The organism is Paenibacillus sp. FSL L8-0638, assembly GCF_038593075.1.
In the GTDB taxonomy this organism is placed as follows: domain Bacteria; phylum Bacillota; class Bacilli; order Paenibacillales; family Paenibacillaceae; genus Paenibacillus; species Paenibacillus polymyxa_D.
This window is the reverse complement of the sequence record NZ_CP151960.1, coordinates 2,794,390-2,814,241: the sequence shown is the minus strand read 5'-3', so window position 1 is coordinate 2,814,241 and position 19,852 is coordinate 2,794,390. Positions and strand designations below refer to the sequence as shown.

Sequence of the window (19,852 nt, the reverse complement as noted above, 5' to 3'; positions counted from 1 at the left end):
TTTGCTCTACACTTTCCCGTTCAAAGGCCAAGGCATTATACCCAAAGCTCAAGTGAATCGTGTTGCCCGGCAGCACTACCAGGTTAAAGTCATAGTTGGTCTGCTCGACAGACTCGGCTCCGGTGATCGTGAAGCTGGACTCATCACCGCTGCCTAATTGCTCCAATTGCTCCTCTACCGGATAGTTCTCAAAAATAAGAATATGATTGATCAAATCCTGCTTAAGCTCCGACAGCCCCTGAATTTCATACAACGGGTACGTATCATAGGCATGGGAAGCAATCGATTGCTCCTGGGTTTGCCTCATCACGTCGGAGAACACACTGTCCACATGGCTACTGATACGTATAGGAATCGTATTGATAAACAGACCAATGATATGCTCCACATTCGGAATCTCTGCCGGACGTCCAGATACCACGCTGCCAAACACCACATCATCGGTGCCATTATACTTTTGCAGCAAAATGCCCCAAACGGTCTGCATCAACGTATTCATCGTCACCTGATAACGCTTGGCTATGCGCTGAATACCTGCCGTTAGCTCGGCGCCCAAATCAAAATCTAAACGCTCCGACTGATACCCCGTTTTACCCTGAATTTTAGCCTGTGGCAGGCGGGACTGTTCCTCGTATCCTTCCAGAACCTTGCTCCAGTAACCGGATGCGGCCTGACGATCCTGCTGTTCCAGCCATTCGATATATTGACTGTACGGCGTTACAGGTGCCAGTTCAGGCTGCTTATGGGCCAGTATCGCAAAATAACTCGCAAACACTTCGTTTGTCACCAGCGACAAGCACCAGCCGTCCATGACGATATGATGGAAGCTCCATACAAAACGGTACGCATCCTCACCTGTGCGCAAAATGGCGACACGCATCAAAGCATCTTGTGCCAGATCAAAGCCTCTTTGCTTGTCTTGGCGCGTATATTCGAGGATGTATTCGTTTTGCTGCTCTTGCTCCATATCTCGCAAATCTTCCACATAGAGTTCACTATGCTTATTGCGGTACACGACCTGTAGCGGTTCATCCTTCCAGCCGCTGTAGAAGTTCGTGCGCAGTACCGTATGCCGCTGCACCAATACATTCAAACTGGCCGCAAATGCAGCGATATTAAAATGTCCTCGCAGATCAAAGGAGGCCTGTTCAAAATATGCTCCCGATTGCGAATCCATCAGATTGTAAAAGAGCATCCCCTTCTGCATCGGCGTCAGTGCGTATACATTTTCCAGCTCACCGGTGTGTGCCGCCTGTTCCGCAATTTGTACCAGTTCTCTAGTCGTCAGACCTTTGAAGGATACATCACTCGGGGTCAGTTCCGGCTGTTCCTGAGCAACGCAATGCGTAATCACCTCTTGCAAAGCGAATTGCAGCAGTCCTGCCACACGTTCCAGCGTTTCTTTACGATACTGCTTACGGCTGTAAGTCATCGTCAAACGCAGCGTACCTTCCGAGATCATTGCGTTTAAATCCAGCGTGTACGGCAAGCGGGAATGGACATCCTCTGTCTCCCCTGCATTATAAGACGATAACGTGATTCCACTGTTTTGCAGATCCTGATCCACCTGCCCCAAGTAGTTAAAGCTGATTTCCGGTTCTGCAATCGCACACGCTTCACCTGATCCGAACGTAGGGGACAAGTAGCGCCAAGTGCCATAGGTTAGCCCTTTATGCGGAATCCGGCGCAAGCCTTCCTTGGTTTCTTTAATCCGCTGAGCCAGTGTCATTTCCTTGCCGGTCTCCAGCAGCACTGGATACAAGCTCGTAAACCAACCTACGGTACGTGTAATATCCACCTCTTGCAGGATCGCTTCCCGGCCATGGCCCTCCAGGTTCACCAGTACCTGTCCTGCGCCTGTCCAATTGTGCACCGCCAGTCCCAGCGCGGTCAGCAGCAAATCATTGACCTCGGTGTTATAGGCGCGATGGACCTGCTTTAACAGCTGCTGCGTTTCAGCTTCGGTCCACTCTACCGTCAGCACTTCGCTGTCTGCGTTTAAGGAGCCCTCGTAGGCAAAATCCTTAGGCAGCGGTGCGGCTTCCGCTTTAGCCTGTTCCAGCTGCTTCCAATAAACTTCATCCGAGGCAGCCTCAGGACGGTTGGCGTAAGAGAACAACTCCCGTGCCCATGCTTGGAAGGAATCCGTTTTATAGGGCAATCGTACAGGCTCACCCTTGCTCGCCTGCTCGTAGCCTGTCGAGAAATCTTCGAACAGAATCCGCCACGACACTCCGTCCACCACCAAGTGGTGAATGGCGATTAGCAGATGGTCGCCTTCGGCTGTGCGGAACCATCCGAGTTTGACTAAAGGTCCTGCGGACAGGTCCATGCTGCTTTGAATTTCCGTTACCTTCGCTTCCAGCGCTTCCGCATAGGCTACTTGTTCACGGTAGTCTTCGGTTTCCAGCGTATACAACGCGCCTTCATCTACACCGCGTGTCCAAGCCGTATAACCAGAGGAATCCTGACGGAAAACCGTACGAAGCGCATCATGATGCTTCACAATGTGATCCATGACTTGGCGAATCGCCGTCTCATCAAAGCCCTCGGCACGATAGAGCATGACCGCCTGATTAAAGTGCTGCGGGCGCTCGCGCTCCTGCGCAAAGAACCAATGCTGGATCGGAAGTAGCGCCGTTTCCCCGCTTACTTCTCCTTGATCTGCCATACGGCTGACCTCATGCATATGCGGTGCCAGTGTCGCAACCGTTGGATACTGGAACAAATCCTTCATGTCCAGCTTATAGCCGGCCTGGAACGCACGGGATGCAATTTGAATGGCCTTGATCGAATCGCCGCCCAGATCAAAGAAATTGTCCAAAATACCGACCGTCTGCAGTCCCAGTACGGACTGCCAGACCGCTACCAGTGCGCGTTCTTGCGCGGTACGCGGCTCAGCATAATCGGTTCCGGTTTGCAGGCTGCCTTCCGGTGCCGGCAAGGCCTTGCGGTCGATTTTGCCGTTGGGACTCAGCGGCATTTGCTCCAGCTGTACAAAGTAGGACGGCACCATATAGCTTGGCAGCTCCCGGCCCAGCTCACTTCTCAGCTCGCTGGCTCCTAGCCCTTGCCCCGCGACATAGTAGGCGACCATTTGTTTTTGACCCGTTTCATCCGTACGAGCCATGACCACCGCTTCTCGTACCGATTCCACTTGGAGTAGCTGCGTTTCGACCTCGCCCAGTTCAATTCGGTAGCCCCGGATTTTCACCTGATGGTCGATCCGGCCCAGATATTCAATGTTGCCGTCCGGCATCCATCTCGCCAAATCGCCGGTGCGATACATCCGTTCGTATCCTGCTTCACCACCCGAAAACGGATCGGCTACAAATTTCTCGGCCGTCAGCTCCGGACGGTTCAGATACCCCCGTGCTACACCGACACCACCGATGCACAGTTCCCCTGGCACCCCAATCGGCTGCAATTGCTCCGTGCCTTCCTTCACGATGTACAGACGAATGTTTTGAATCGGTTTCCCGATCGGGATAACCGCATATTCCCCATCCGGCTCGCAATCGAAGTACGATACGTCCACCGTCGCTTCGGTTGGTCCATACAGGTTGATCAGCTTCGCTCCCGCCAGGCTCGACACAAGCTGTTGGAACCGGGCCACATGCTGTGGTGGCAATGCTTCACCACTGGCAAAGACATGGCGCAGCGTTGCCAGTTTCGCTTGCATCACTTCCCGTGGCTGCTGCTCCACATACTCCAGGAACGCATGCAGCATGGCAGGTACAAAGTGCATCGTGCTCACGCCATCGCGGGCAATCGTGTCGACGATGTCTTCCGGGTTCTTTTCCCCGCCCACGGACAGCAAGCTTACCTTCGAGCCGACCATCGACCACCAGAACAGCTCCCACACCGACACATCGAACGTGAAGGCCGTCTTTTGCAGGATCGTATCCTCCGCACTCAAGCCGTAACGATCATGCATCCACAAAATCCGGTTCAGCACAGAATGATGCTCCACCATCACGCCCTTCGGTTTTCCTGTGGAGCCGGAGGTATAGATGACATAGGCTACATGATGCGGCCCGGCCAGTGGCTCCAAATTCGAACCGTCTTTGTGGTAAATGTCTTGGCCATCCTGCTCCTGACGATCCAGCACCAGCACCTGGCCGTCGAAACTCAGCGATGCTTGCTCCGCCAAATGCGATTGCGTCAGCACCAGCTTCGCGCCCGAGTCCTCCAGCATAAAGCGGATGCGGTCTGCCGGATATTCCGGATCGATGGGTACATAAGCTCCGCCTGCCTTGAGGATCGCATAAATGCCTACGATCATGTCCAGCGAACGCTGAACCAAAATGCCCACGGGCTGATCCGGTTCAACACCTCCGGCACGCAGCGTCCGAGCCAAACGGTTCGCGCGCTCATTCAGCTCAGCGTAGGTCAACGATTCCGCTCCACACAGCACTGCCACTTGCTCCGGTGTGCTCGCTACCTGCTGCTCGAACAATGAACTAAGCGTTTGATCCTGCGGATAGGCTACCGCCGTATCGCCCCAGACCTGAACGATCTGTGCCTGTTCTTGCGGGGTCACCAATGCCAGCTCATTCACACGGATATGCGGGTTGTCCACGATTTGTCCGATGACATGGTCGATATGACCCTGGATACGCTCCATTGCAGACCGGTTATACACCAGCGCATTGTATTCAAGTAGGATAGAGATATCTTCGTCAGGCACGACAATCAGGTTGAAATCGTAGTTGGTTTGCTCTGTAAGTGCCACATTGGCAATCAAGAAGCCAGTTTGTGCCTTGGTCTCACCGGAGCCGCCCATCTGCTTCATCTGCTGCCCGATGGGGTAGTTTTCAAAGACCATGATGTGATTGATCAGGTCTTGTTTTTGTTCAGTCCGTGCCTGGATATCGTATAGCGGGAATGTGTCATAGACACCCGAGGCCAAAGCCTGTTCCTGTGTGCGCTGCAATACTTCAGCAAATGTAGCATTCCGTTCACTTTGAATCCGAACCGGTATGGTATTGATAAACAATCCAATCATGTTCTCAACACCCGGAATGTCTGCTGGACGACCGGATACCACACCACCAAACACGACATCCTGATGATTATTGTATTGCTGTAAAATAACGCCCCACACACTTTGCAGCAATGTGTTAATCGTGACATGTTGTTGCTTGGCCATTTGCTTTAATGCGGCACTTCGTTCTTTACCCAACATAAATGGCAGCTTTTCCGAAACATAGCCAGAATTTGAACTTCCACCACTTCCGTCTGGTTCTTCATCCCGTGCGGCTACAGAAGCTTGCGCATTCTCACCAGGCAACAAGGTTTGCTGCTCAAAGCCTGCCAAATAGTCACTCCAATAACGGGTCGCTTCCTGTGCATCCTGATCTTGCAACCATTCGATATAGTCACTATACGGCTTGACAGGTGCGAGCTCTGGCTGCTTGTTCTCCAGCAAGGCAACATATGCACCAAATACTTCGTCCGTCATCAGCGACAGGCACCAGCCGTCCATTACGATATGATGGAAGCTCCATACAAAACGGTATGAGCTATCATCCGTGCGGAAGACGGTTACGCGCATGAGCGCATCCTTGCTTAAATCAAAGTTTTGAGCTTTATCCTGGGCCACAAACTCAGCTACAGCGTGTTCACGCCCTCTGACATCCTCATAGCGGAAGCTTGGATTTTTATGACGATAGACAATCTGCAACGGTTGACCATGCCAGCCGCTATAGAAATTCGTCCGTAATATAGCATGCCGGCTAACCAGCAGCTTCAAGCTTTCCTCGAATATAGATGGCGCAAAGTTGCCCTCCAGATCAAAGGTCGCCTGCTCAAAATACACGCCTGTTTCTGCATTCATCAAACTGTGGAACAGCATACCCTTTTGCATGGGGGTTAACGGATATACATTTTCCAATTCCCCAACCGTCTGGGTCTGCTCCTTAATCGTATCTAATTGCTCCATTGTCAGGCCTTTAAACAGCACATCACTTGGAGTCAATTCGGTCCGCTCCCGTGTGACACAATGCTCAATCATTTCAAGCAGATTGGATTTCAACAGATTAGCCAGCATTTGGACGGTGTCCTTGCGGTAGGCTTTGCTGTTATACCGAATATCCAGTTCCAGGATGCCGTTCGTTACGATCCCGCTCACATCGAGCGCATATTTCATTTTCGTCCGGTCACTAACGACCGATCCCATCGAGTAAGGAGACATACGGATATCGCTGTTTTGCAAGTCCTGATCCAGCTGTCCGAGGTAATTGAAGCTCACTTGCGGCTCGGCAAAAGCTTGATGTTGAGCGAGATTCAGTGCATCTGCTTGCTGACCCATGGCTTGGCCAGATTCACTCAAATATCTCCAGATTCCGTAGCCCATTCCTTGATTCGGAATATCACGCAGACTCTCTTTGACCTGTTTGATACGTCCCGATAAAGTAGGATCACTGCCCATGTCCAGCCATACCGGATATGGACTCATAAACCAACCTACCGTACGAGAAATGTCCGTATCCGGCAAAATGTTCTCACGTCCGTGTCCCTCTAAATGAATCAGACTGCGTTCATGACCCGTCCACGTATACAGCATCATGCCCAAAGCCGTCAGAAGCAGATCGTTCATTTCCGTGTTATACGCACGGTGTGCTTGCTTCAATAATCTCTCTGTCTCTTCTTCCGTAAGCTGGAAGACCACTGTATCGGTGTCAGCCAAAGTAAATGAGTCAGCCTGCGCTTGATCCTCAGGCAAACATACTTGGTCAGACAAAGCGGATCCATTCAATTGTTCCCAGTAGGCGTATTCACTGTCCATGGCTGCGCTATTCGCATACTCGGAAAGTTTTTGTGACCAGGAACGGAAGGAATCCGTTTTGTCCGGTAACTGAAGCACCTCTTCATGGATGGCCTGTTCATAGGCAGTAGTCAAATCCTCAAACAAAATACGCCAAGATACCCCGTCCACCACCAAATGGTGAATCACCATCAGCAGATGATCCCCATCTGCACAGTGGAACAAACCAGCCTTTAACAGCGGTCCTTCTTGAAGCTGGATACTCCTTTGAATTTCACTGGCTTTCGCCTCAATGACTGCGCTGAGCGTGGCTGTATCCGTCAAGTTCGTAAAGTCCACCACATCCAGATGATACAGCTCACCTTCCTGTATTCCGCGATTCCATGCTTGATAGCCTTGCTCGGTCTTGCTGAACACCATCCGCAGAGCATCATGATGCTCTGTTAGTTTGCCAAGCGCCTGACGCAGAGCCGACTCGTCAAACCCCTGCTCCCGGTGCAGCATCACCGCCTGATTAAAATGATGCGCATCCACTTGCTCCTGTGCAAAGAACTCGTGCTGGATCGGAAGCAACGCCGTTTCTCCGCTTGCTTCTCCCTGATCTGCCATACGACTGACCTCATGCATATGCGGTGCCAGGGTTGCGACGATGGGATAGCGGAACAAATCCTTCATGTCCAGCTTGTAGCCTGCCTGGAACGCACGCGATACGATTTGAATCGCCTTGATCGAATCGCCACCCAGATCAAAGAAATTGTCCAACATACCGACGGTTGGCACGCCCAGGACGGACTGCCAGACCGCTACAAGCGCTCGTTCCGGTGCAGTGCGCGGCGCTACATAATCCGCACCGCTGTGCAGATTGCCTTCCGGTGCTGGCAGGGACTTGCGGTCGATTTTACCGTTCGGTGTCAGCGGCATCTGCTCCAACTGAATGAAATACGACGGCATCATATAGCTTGGCAGTTCTTGTCCCAGCTCATGTCTCAGCTCACCGGCTCCCAGTTCTTGACTCGCCACGTAGTACGCCACGAGCTGTGTTTGACCCGTTTCGTCCCCACGAGCCATGATGACCGCTTCTTGTACCGACTCCACCTGCAACAGCTGCGATTCGATCTCGCCCAGTTCGATTCGGTAGCCCCGGATTTTCACCTGATGGTCCATCCGCCCCAAATATTCAATGTTGCCGTCTGGCATCCATCTCGCCAAATCGCCTGTACGATACATCCGCTCATGGCCTGTCTTGCCCCCAGCAAACGGATTATTTACAAATTTCTCGGCCGTCAGTTCTTCACGTTTCCAATACCCACGGGCCAATCCTTCCCCTGCAATACATAACTCGCCCGGCACACCGACGGGCTGCAATTCCCCACTCGCATTCATGATATAGATTTGGGTATTCGCGATAGGACGTCCGATATTAATCTCTTGAGCATGGGTCAGTTCCTGCACGGTCGACCACACCGTCGTTTCTGTAGGTCCGTACATGTTATAAATACGGGGACCGTTTATTTCTTGCAATGCTGCGAGCAGCTTGGATGGAAGTGCTTCGCCCCCGACCATAATTGCCTTTACGCTTTGCAGCGCGCGGGAACCTGCTTCATGACCCAACAGCATTTGCAGCCGAGATGGGGTCATTTGCAACATCTCAATATGATGATGAGCAATCAACTCACCCAGCGCCTGAGGATTCACCTGATGCTGGCTGTCACCAAGCACAACCGTCATTCCACCCAACAGGGGGAGGATGGTTTCCAATACGAAAATATCGAATGAAATGGTCGTGAGTGACAACATGGTTTGGCTCGCTTCAAAATCAATGGCTTCGCGCATCCCAGTAATAAAGTTGAGGACCGAGCGATGCTGGAGCATAACTCCTTTCGGATTTCCAGTCGAACCCGACGTATAGATGACATAAGCCAAATGCTCTGGGCGGGCAATCGTCTCCAGGTTGCCGCTCTCTCCCTGATACAATGCTGCATCCTCAAGAAACAGGGTATTGGGATGGCAATGGTGCTCTTCTGCCAGATCACGACGGGTTAGAAGCACTGCAGCCTCGCTGTCTTCCAGCATGTATGCAATACGAGAGGACGGAAATTCGGGATCAATTGGCACATAAGCACCGCCTGCTTTTAGCACAGCCAGCAGACCTACGATCATTTCCACGGAGCGCTGTACCATCAGACCGACCAGCTTGTCCGGTCCTACTCCCTGGGCTCGAAGCATTCGTGCCAATGAATTGGCACGTTCATTCAGCTCCCGATACGTCAGACGCTGATGTCCAAACACCAATGCTACCTGATCCGGCGTACACTCCACCTGGTCCTCGAACAGCTGATGGATCGTCTGATGGGACGGAAATGCACAAGCGGTGTCATTAAAGGCCGCTGTAATCTGTTGTTTTTCTGCTGCTGTGAGTAGTTCCAGCTCTTCCAGCCGAACATGCGGGTTGAGCGAAATTTGCTCCAGCAAACGTGCAAAATGTCTATACAAACGCTCAATACCTGCTTGATCAAAGCTGAGCGTGTTATACATAAAACGAATCTTGATGCCTTCTCCCGGCATCACGACGACGTTCAGATCGTAGTTGGTTTCCTCTGTAGACACCACGTTCGAAATTGTAAATTTATCCTGTCCATCACTGCCCAACTGCTCTACCTGCTGCTCCACCGGATAATTTTCAAATATCATAATATGATTGATTAAATCCTGCTTCTGCCCGGTTAGTGCTTGAATTTCATATAGCGGGAACGCATCGTAGGCATTGGAAGCCAGCGCCTGCCGCTGTGTTCGTTTCATCAGCTCGACAAAACTTTCACCTGGTTCAGACTGCACACGCACTGGAATTGTATTAATAAATAGCCCGATCATGTGCTCCACACCTGGAATATCCCCTGGACGACCGGACACAACGCTGCCGAACACGACATCCGTACTGTTGTTATATTTTTGCAACAGAACGCCCCATACGGTTTGAATCAGCGTATTGATCGTGACCTGATTTTGTTTTGCCATCCGTTCGATCTGCGCAACCAACTCTGGCTGGAATTCGCAATCCAGATCTTCAGCGACATATTCCCCGGTGTGCATCGATTTCGGCTGTGCTTTTTGCTGGGGAAGCGTAATTTGCTGCTCATAGTCCGCCAGATACCCACGCCAATATTGCAAGGCTGCCTCACGGTCCTGACGTTCCAGCCATTCAATAAATCGACTAAACGGCGTGACAGGCTCCAGCGCTGGCTCATGACCCGCTCGCAGTGCCAGATAGCTACCGAATACCTCCTGTGTCATAAAGGACAAGCACCAGCCATCCATCAAAATGTGATGGAAGCTCCAAACAAAGTGGTACGTTTCATCCCCAGTTTGCAAAATGGAGACACGAATGAGTGCATCCTCTGCGAGATTGAATCCTTTCGCTTTATCCTCGATGGCAAAAGCTTCAACACGAGCTTCTCGTTCCTCTTTTTCTAGTCCGCGCAAGTTTTCATAATATAATTCTCCGCTACGGTTGCGGAAGACGACCTGTACAGGCTCATCCTTCCATGAACTGATAAAGTTCGTCCGCAATGCCTCATGACGCTGTACGAGCAGATCCAAGCTCTTACCGAAAGTAACCACATCAAACCGTCCGTTCAATTCAAAGGATGCCTGCTCAAAATAAGCCGCCGAATTCTCATCCATCAGGCTGAAGAAGAGCATCCCCTTTTGCATCGGCGTCAAGGCATACACATTTTCTAGTTCGCCCAGATCTTGTGTATCTTTCACCAATTGCTCCAGCTCATCCAGCGTTACATGATTTAACAGGACATCACTTGGGGTCAACACCGTTCTTTCTTGGGCGACACAATGATGAATGACTTCACGCAAGCTGGATGCCAGCAGCTCTCCCAGCCGTGCAATCGTTTCTTGGTGGAATTGCGTAGTACCGTAGCGAATCGTGAACATCAACTCGCCATCCTCGATTACTCCATTGATATCCAGTGCAAAATCCATAGTCGCGTTCGTGCTGACAGGCACACCAATAGAATAGGCGGAAGGCTGTAGATCATTGCCTTTATAATCCTGATCGAATTGGCCCAGATAGTTAAAACTGATCTCAGGCTGAACCTGTAACTGCACGCCTGCTTTCTCCAGCACATTTAGATCCGACAGGTAGCGTAAAATACCATAGCCGATGCCCTTTTGCGGAATATGACGCAGCCCTTCCTTGATCCGTTTGATCAGACGAGCGGTATTTCCGCCCTGTCCCAGACTTCCATCCAGTACAACCGGGAACTGGCTCGTAAACCAGCCGACCGTCCGCGTAATATCCACATCCGGTACAATGGCTTCCCGTCCATGGCCCTCCAGGTTGACCAGCACTCGTTCGGAACCAGACCAGTCATATACGGCTTTTCCGAGCGCAGCCAGCAACAGGTCATTCATTTCCGTGTTGTATGCGCGATGAGCTTGTTTGAGCAGTTGCTCAGTTTCCTGCTTCGTCCAGCGAACCGTCACAACCTCACTGTCTCCGAGCAAGGCTTTATCATTTGCAAAATCCTTCGGCAAAGGCTTCACAAGGCTTGCTTCTGCTTGTTCGATATGCTGCCAGTATGCAAGCTCCCGCTCCATCGTCGCACGATTTGCGTAGGCTGACAGCTGTTTGGCCCATACCTGGAATGAATCTGTTTTATGCGGCAGGAGAATAGCTTTGCCTGTTTTACCTGCAACGGCCTGCTCATAACCTGATGCCAAGTCCTCCAGCAAAATACGCCACGATACGCCGTCCACAACCAAATGATGAATGACGATTAGCAAGTGGTCGCCCTCAGCGCAATGGAACAGACCGAGCTTCACAAGCGGACCCTCGCTCAAATGAACGCTGGCTTGAACTTCACTCGCCTTGGCTTTGACAGCGGTGGATTCGTCTTCAACTCCGCTAAAATCTACAATGTCCAGCGTGTATAGCTCGCCTTCCTCTACACTGCGGTTCCAAGCTGCATAGCCTTGCTCCGTCTCACGGAATACCGTGCGCAATGCGTCATGATGCTGGACCATACGTTCCATCGTACGGCGCAGCGCGTCGACGTCAAAGCGCCCAGTTCGATACAGCATCATCGCCTGGTTGCTGTGGTGCAGATCAGCCGGCTGCTGCTCGAAGAACCATCGCTGAATGGGTGTCAGATCTACCTTGCCTACTGCTTCTTCCTGACTGGCAATCTTGCCATCTGTACGAAGCAAAGGACTGAGCGCCGCTACCGTCGGATTGCTGAAGAGATCCTTCATGTTCATTCGGTAGCCTGCTTGCAGCAATCGGGACGATACTTGCAAGGCCTTGATCGAATCGCCACCCAGTTCAAAGAAGTTATCCTGCGTGCCTACCGTTTCGACACCCAGCACTCCAGCCCACACTGAAGCTAATACCTGTTCTACCGCAGTACGTGGAGCCACATAGGCTGCGCCGGTATGGATGCTTCCTTCCGGCTCCGGCAAGGCCTTGCGGTCGATTTTTCCATTGTGGGTCAGTGGCAAGGTCTCCAGACGCATCAAGCGTGCAGGTACCATATGTGCTGGCAGTCCTGCTTCCAGCTCGGCCTGTACTTCCTCGATCCGCAGCTCGGCTTCTCCTGTGATGTACCCGCACAAGTACTTGTGTCCACGCTCATCCGTCCGGTCGATGACTACCGCTTGACGCACACCCGGTACCCGCTGGATTGCCGTTTCAATCTCGCCCAGCTCGATCCGGTAGCCCCGAATTTTCACTTGATAATCCATCCGGCCGATAAAGTCCACATTGCCGTCTGGCATCCACCGCGCCAGGTCACCTGTGCGGTACAATCGTTCACCGGCTACATACGGATTCGCTACGAACTTCTCGGCCGTCAGGTCTGCACGGTTCAGGTAGCCTCGTGCCACGCCAGCACCGCCAATGCACAGCTCACCCAGCACACCGATCGGCACCGGATTCAGCTGGCTGTCCACGATGTAGAAGCGTGCGTTCAGCCATGCCTGACCAATCGGCACACTGCCGCTACTTGGCAGCTTTGACAGTTCTTCGTCGTAGAAGCTGGAGTCAATCGCCGCTTCCGTGACGCCATAGCTGTTCATAATGCGAATATCTGCGCCAAACCGTTCTTGCAGCACCCGATAATCCGTCACGCTGCAGCTATCCGAGCTGGTGATCAGCAGTTCCAGACTGCTCATGTCAAGGCCCTGTTCATGCACATGCTGCATGAACGGTACGATCAAGGCCGGGGTCGATTCGAACACCGTAATCTGATAATCGTGAATCCAGCCGTACAGACGGCTTGGATCAATCCGGTCGTCTTTTGGACAGATAACCATCGTGCCACCGTTATAAAGTGCCCGCGCGATATCGCCGACGAACACGTCGAAGGAGAAACTTGCCAGTTGTAACAGTCGTACCGGGAACTGGTTCAGACGGTAATCCCGGCGGTATGCCGCGGCTGTGTTTACCAAACTGTGATGCTCGATCATGACGCCCTTCGGACGTCCGGTTGTACCGGACGTGTAGATCACATACGCCAGATCCTGCGGTTCATTGATAGGTTCAACATCCGTGGCATCCCCGGTGTACAGCGACTCATCGTCCAGTGCCAGTACAGTATGCAGACGCAAGTCCACTGCGGATTCGGATGCTGCTTCGCTGTCAGACTCCGAATTTGATTTCAAGCTTAAGCCTTCATTCAGGCTGTCTCTTTCCATTGTTTCAACGCTAACCGCCGTCTCCAGCTCACCCTTAGCTTTTCCATCGTCCAAAGCCCATTGGCTTTCATTCAGCCATGCTTGTGCGCGCTCCTGCAAGCCGGTTTGAGTCAGCAGCACCGTCGCACCGCTGTCCTCGAGCATAAAACGGATCCGTTCTGAAGGATAATCTGCATCCAGTGGCACGTATGCACCGCCGGCCTTCCACACCGCCAGTACGCCGACCATCATGTCCACCGAGCGCTCGCTCAAAATACCAACAATGGATTCACGCCCAATGCCTTCATTCCGTAATCTACGAGCAAGTTGGTTCCCACGCTCGTTCAGCTCGCGATACGTAAGCTGCCGCTCCTCGTATACCACTGCCACATGATTCGGCACAAGCTGCGCTTGTTCTTCCACATAGGCGTGAAACAACCCTTCTGATTGCTTTTCATCACTCCATGCGGATACGCCCACGGATCCAAAACCATCGATGATTTTTGCTTTTTCCGCAGCAGTCACCAGCTCAAGCTCATCTACCAGCGCATCTGGTCTGTTAATCGCTTCTTCAATCATATGCAACAAATGCTCGCGGATTTGCTCTACAGCTGTGCGTTCCAATACTCGCGCGTTGTACTCCAAATGGACATGAATTTCATCGCCCGGCACAACCGTAATGTTGAAATCATAGTTCGTTTGCTCTGACATGGAAGCATTTGCAATCGTAAAGCCATTCGTGCCACGACTGCCCATTTGCTCCATGCGCTGTTCCACCGGGTAGTTTTCAAACACCATAATATGGTTCACCAGGTCCTGTTTCTGCTCTGTTAGGGCCTGAATTTCATACAACGGATAGGTTTCATAGGCACGGGAAGCCAGTGCCTGCTCCTGGATCTGCTTCATCAGTCCAGCAAACGTCATCTCTTTCTCACTGTGAATCCGTACAGGAACCGTGTTAATGAACAACCCAATCATTTTGTCGATGCCTGGAATATCTGCCGATCTGCCGGATACGACACTGCCAAATACCACATCCCGGCTGTTGTTATACCGCTGCAGCACAACGCCCCACGCTGCTTGCATAAGGGTATTGACCGTCACTTGCTTCTGCTTGACGAGCTTGTTCATCCGTTCTGTTACTTCGCGGCCCAGTGTAAACGAAAGCTTGTCCGCTTCATATGCTTTAGCGTGACCGTCCAGTTGTTTGACCTGCGGCAATACGGTCTGCTGCTCAAAGCCCGCAAAATAATCACGCCAGAACCGTTCAGCCTCTGCGTTGTCCTGCCGATCCAGCCATTCGATATATTCACTATAGGGTGTTACCGGGGCAAGCTCCGGCTTACGGTCTTCGAGGATGGCAAAGTACGTATGAAATGCTTCCCCGACAACCAGGAACAAGCACCAGCCGTCCATCAAAATATGATGGAAGCTCCACCAGAAGCGATACGACTCCTCGTCTGTGCGCAATACAGACACACGCATCAGCTCACCTGAGCTGAAATGAAAGCCTTCGGCTTTGTCGCGCTCAGCAAAATCAGCAATGTATGCGTCCTGCTCTTCTTGTCCCATCAAGCGTATATCTTCAAAACGGAATTTAGCCGCTTTATGGCGGTACACCACCTGTAAAGGCTGCTCATTCCAGCCACTATAAAAATTCGTTCTGAATATTTGATGGCGCTCCACCAGCTGATTGAGGCTTTCGGCAAAAGCCTCCACTTGAAAGCGGCCTTGCAAATCAAATGTCGCCTGCTCAAAAAATGCTCCGGATTGCGGCTCCATTAAGCCGTGGAACAGGATGCCTTTTTGCATCGGCGTTAACGAATAAATGTTTTCCAGTTCTCCGACAGCAGCCGTCTGCTCCACAATATGATCCAGCTCTACAGCCGTCAGTCCCTGGAAGGACAAGTCGCTTGGTGTCAACTCTGGCAGCTCTTTGGCCACACAGTGAGCCAAGATCTCACGCAAGCTCTCCTGCAGCAGATCAGCCAGCTTTTTAATCGATTTTTTCATAAACATTTTGTTGCTGTAGCTGATCGTCAGTTCCAAAGCACCGTCCGTGATCATGCCGTTGATATCCAGAGCATACCGCTTGGTCAACGTATCACTTATGGAAGCTCCGACGGAATAGGGAGACATGCGGAATGCATTATTTTTTAAATCCTGATCAAATTGGCCAAGATAGTTAAAGCTGATTTCCGGCTCGGCAACAAAAGCTGCGTTTCCTTCCCCGTCCGCCAGATATCTCAACATCCCGTATCCAATCCCTTTATGCGGCAAACGGCGCAGTCCTTCTTTGACGTTCTTGACACGTCGTCCCACATTCCGTTCCTCGCCCATATCCAGCACAACCGGGAATTGACTGGTGAACCAACCGACCGTGCGCGTAATATCTACATCCGGCAAAATCGCTTCCCGGCCGTGACTCTCCAGGTTGACAAGCACCTGACGAATGCCTGCCCACTCCTGAATAGCGGTGCCCAGCGCTGTCAGCAACAGGTCATTTGCTTCCGTATGGTAGGCCCGATGGGCTTGTTTCAGGAATTGTTCTGTTTCTTCAACCGTCAACGCAACAGTTAGTGTCCGATCATCGCGAAACTGTGGTTTAGCCTTAGATTTACGAGTGTAATCCTTAGGCAAGGATGTCAGACTCTTCCCCGCTTCCTCCACCTGCTCCCAATATGCACGTTCCTTCTCTAACGCGGTGCTGTTCGCATAAGCTGACAGCTGATCTGCCCAAAGGCGGAAGGAATCCGTTTTATTAGGCAAGTGGACAGCCTCGCCCCGTAAAGCCTGCTCATAGCCGGATGCCAGATCCTCCAGCAAAATACGCCATGAGGCGCCGTCGACCACCAAATGGTGGATCGCCACCAACAAATGGTCTCCATCAGTGCAACGGAACAGACCCAGCTTTACCAGCGGACCTTCGGACAGGTTAATGTAGCTTTGAATTTCAGTTGCTTTCTTTTCAATCTTCGCACTCAGGAGGGCTTCATCCGTCAAAGCCCTAAAGTCCTGTACGTCCAGATGATACAGCTCGCCTTCCTGTATTCCACGGTTCCACGCTTGATAGCCTTGCTCGGTCTTCCTGAACACCATCCGCAATACATCGTGGTGCTCCGTCAACTGGATAAGCGCCTGACGCAAAGCAGCTTCGTCAAAGCCCTGCTCCCGGTACAGCATAACCGCCTGATTAAAGTGATGCGCGTCTACTTGCTTCTGTTCAAAAAACCAATGATGGATCGGAAGCAATGCCGTTTCCCCGCTCACTTCTCCTTGATCTGCCATACGACTTGCCATATGCGGCTCTACGGCTGCGATGGTTGGACACCGAAGTAAATCCTTCATATCCAGCTTGTAGCCTGCCTGAAACGCACGGGATACGATCTGAATCGCCTTGATGGAATCGCCGCCTAGATCAAAGAAATTGTCCAAAATACCAACGGTTTGCACGCCCAAGATGGATTGCCAGATTGCTACGAGTGCCCGTTCTGGCTCAGTGTGCGGCGCTTCATATGCCGCTCCGCTTTGCTGGCTGCCTTCTGGTGCTGGCAGGGACTTGCGGTCAATTTTACCATTCGGTGTCAACGGCATCTGCTCCAACCGGATGAAATACGACGGCACCATATAGCTTGGTAGCTCCCGCCCCAGCTCACTTCTCAGTTCACTGGCTTCCAGTGCTTGACTAGCCACATAGTATGCCACCATTTGTTTTTGGCCCGTTGTTTCGTCCGTACGGGCCACGACGGCCGCTTCTCGTACCGATTCCACCTGCAATAGCTGCGATTCGATCTCGCCCAGTTCGATCCGGTAGCCACGGATTTTAACCTGGTGATCCATTCGTCCCAAATATTCAATATTGCCATCCAGTGTCCATCTCGCCAAATCGCCTGTACGGTACATCCGTTCATAGCCCTCTTTGCCTCCGGCAAACGGATTTTCCACAAATTTCTCTGCCGTCAGATCTTCGAGATTCCAATACCCACGGGCCAATCCTTCCCCCGCAATACATAACTCGCCCGGCATACCGACTGGCTGCAATTCCCCGCTCGCATTCATGATATAGATTTGGGTATTCGCGATCGGACGTCCTATATTAATTTCTTGAGCATGAGTCAGTTCCTGTACGGTCGACCAAACCGTCGTTTCTGTAGGTCCGTACATGTTATAAATACGGGGACCATTTATTTCTTGCAGTGCTGCGAGCAGCTTGGACGGAAGGGCTTCACCTCCCACCATGATTTCCTTCACGCCTCGCAGCGCGTGGGAACCAGCTTCATGATCCAGCAGCATCTGTAGCCGGGATGGTGTCATTTGCAACATGTCTATAGAATGATGAGCAATCAACTCACCCAGCGCCTGAGGGTCCACCTGATGCTGATGGTCGCCAAGCACAACCGTCATTCCAGCCAACAGTGGCAAGATGGTTTCCAAGACGAAAATATCGAATGAAATGGTCGTGAGTGACAAAATGGTTTTGCCAGCTTCAAAGTCAATGATTTCATGCATCCCGGTAATAAAGTTCAGTACCGAACGATGCTGGAGCATAACTCCTTTTGGATTTCCGGTCGATCCAGAGGTATAGATGACGTAAGCCAAATGCTCTGGGCGAGCAATCGTCTCCAGGTTGTTGCTTTCTCCCTGATACAATGCTGCATCCTCAAGAAATATTGCATTGGCATTGCAATGATGCTCTTCCAACAGATCACGACTGGTCAGAAGCACTGCAGCCTTGCTGTCTTCCAGCATGTATTGAATACGAGATGACGGAAATTCAGGATCGATCGGCACATAAGCACCGCCTGCTTTTAGAACAGCCAGCAGGCCTACGATCATTTCCACGGAGCGCTGCATCATCAGGCCGACCAGCTTGTCAGGTCCTACTCCCTGTGCTTGAAGCATTCGTGCCAATGAGTTCGACCGTTCATTCAGTTCCCGATAAGTCAGACTCTGACTTCCAAACATAACCGCTGTCTGATCTGGTGTACATTCTGCCTGTTTCTCGAATAACTCATGAATCCCCACATCGTCTGGAAAGGGAACTGTGGTCGCATTAAATACATTCATAATTTGTGCCCGCTCTTTGTCACTCATCAGTGACAACTCCTGAATCCGCTGCTGTGGCCCTTTCACCATATGCTCTACCACACTCAAGAATTGACGAATAATTCGGGCGATTTCCTGCTCGCTGAACAGCTCGGTCCGATAATCCAGTTGCAATACAAGTTTATCGTCATCCAGCATATCAATCATGGCAATATCAAAGTCACTCACTGTATCTCCGCAGAAATCGGTATGCACCTGCTGAACAGCTTCATCAAAACGAGAGAAGCTCAGCGTACGGTACTGAATGGTAACGCCAAACAGGCGGCCAATATCCGTGCCGCTTTGTTGTTCACGCAAATCCTGTATGATTTGGTTATACGGATAACGCTGATGCCGCAAAATGGACGACTGCTCCTTGCCAACACCCTGTAGGAAAGTAAGCAGCTCGGATTCCGGCTCAACTTGCAAACGTGTAGCCACAGTGCTGACGAACATGCCCATTGTATTTTTTTCCTTCTTCAATGTACGGTTAGCATACAATGTACCAACCGTTAAATCTTGTTCACCTGTCGTTTTATGTAAATAAATATACAGAGCAGCCAGGAAAAATGTAAAAATACTGATGTTATGCGCCTCGCAAAAAGCCGTGACACCACGATATAATTCGTGCTCCAGTGTATAGGTCTCCCGGCGTGCAGCCGTGCTTACTGTGAGCGGATTGTACGATTTTAAACCTGTAACCTCCGGCAAATTGGCAAATTTCTCCGTCCAGTACATCTTATCCTTTTGATAGCGTTCTGATTGCTCATAGCTTTGCTCTGTCTGAATAAAATCGAGATATGAGTTCGCTGGGGCCGGCGCATCTGAACCTGTACCATGCACAATATTCATATAATTCCCCGTAATTTCATTAATGGCCTGCTCCATGGTAACGCCATCCGAAATAATATGATGCATCTTGAAACTAAACCAGGTGTCTTCTGCCCCCAGCTGCAAAATAGTAAACCGATACAGCTGCGAATCCAGTAAGGGGAACGGCTGTGCGTTGTGATGGCTGACCCATAGCTCAGCTTCCTCCGGGGTAACCTGAAGCGTTTCTATGCTTTGAGTAGCAAACGGCTCAACATATTGATAGGGAATACCGTCCCGAACCGTGATTTTGATACGAAAAGAATCATTTCGTGCAATAACCCGGTTCATTGCCTGCTGCAATGCATCTATGCGAACCGTTCCCTTGATTTTAACAGTAGTAATAATCGTAGACGTGTTGCGATTGGGATACACAAGCTCCGTGTACCAAATACGTTGCTGTGGTTGGCTTAATGCAAACAGTTGAACATTGTGCTGAGTCAT

The 19,852-nt window shown here is 51.2% G+C and carries 1 protein-coding gene (cut by a window edge); it reads right to left on the bottom strand.

Annotation, left to right across the window (positions count from 1 at the left end; all coding sequences use genetic code 11):
* Positions 1-19,852, bottom strand: partial view of a non-ribosomal peptide synthase/polyketide synthase gene (locus MKY35_RS12275; RefSeq protein ID WP_342446516.1) — the 5' end (the start) only. It extends 22,451 nt beyond the left edge of the window; only the first 19,852 of its 42,303 coding nucleotides appear in the window; the start codon lies at positions 19,850-19,852; its stop codon lies off the left edge, out of view.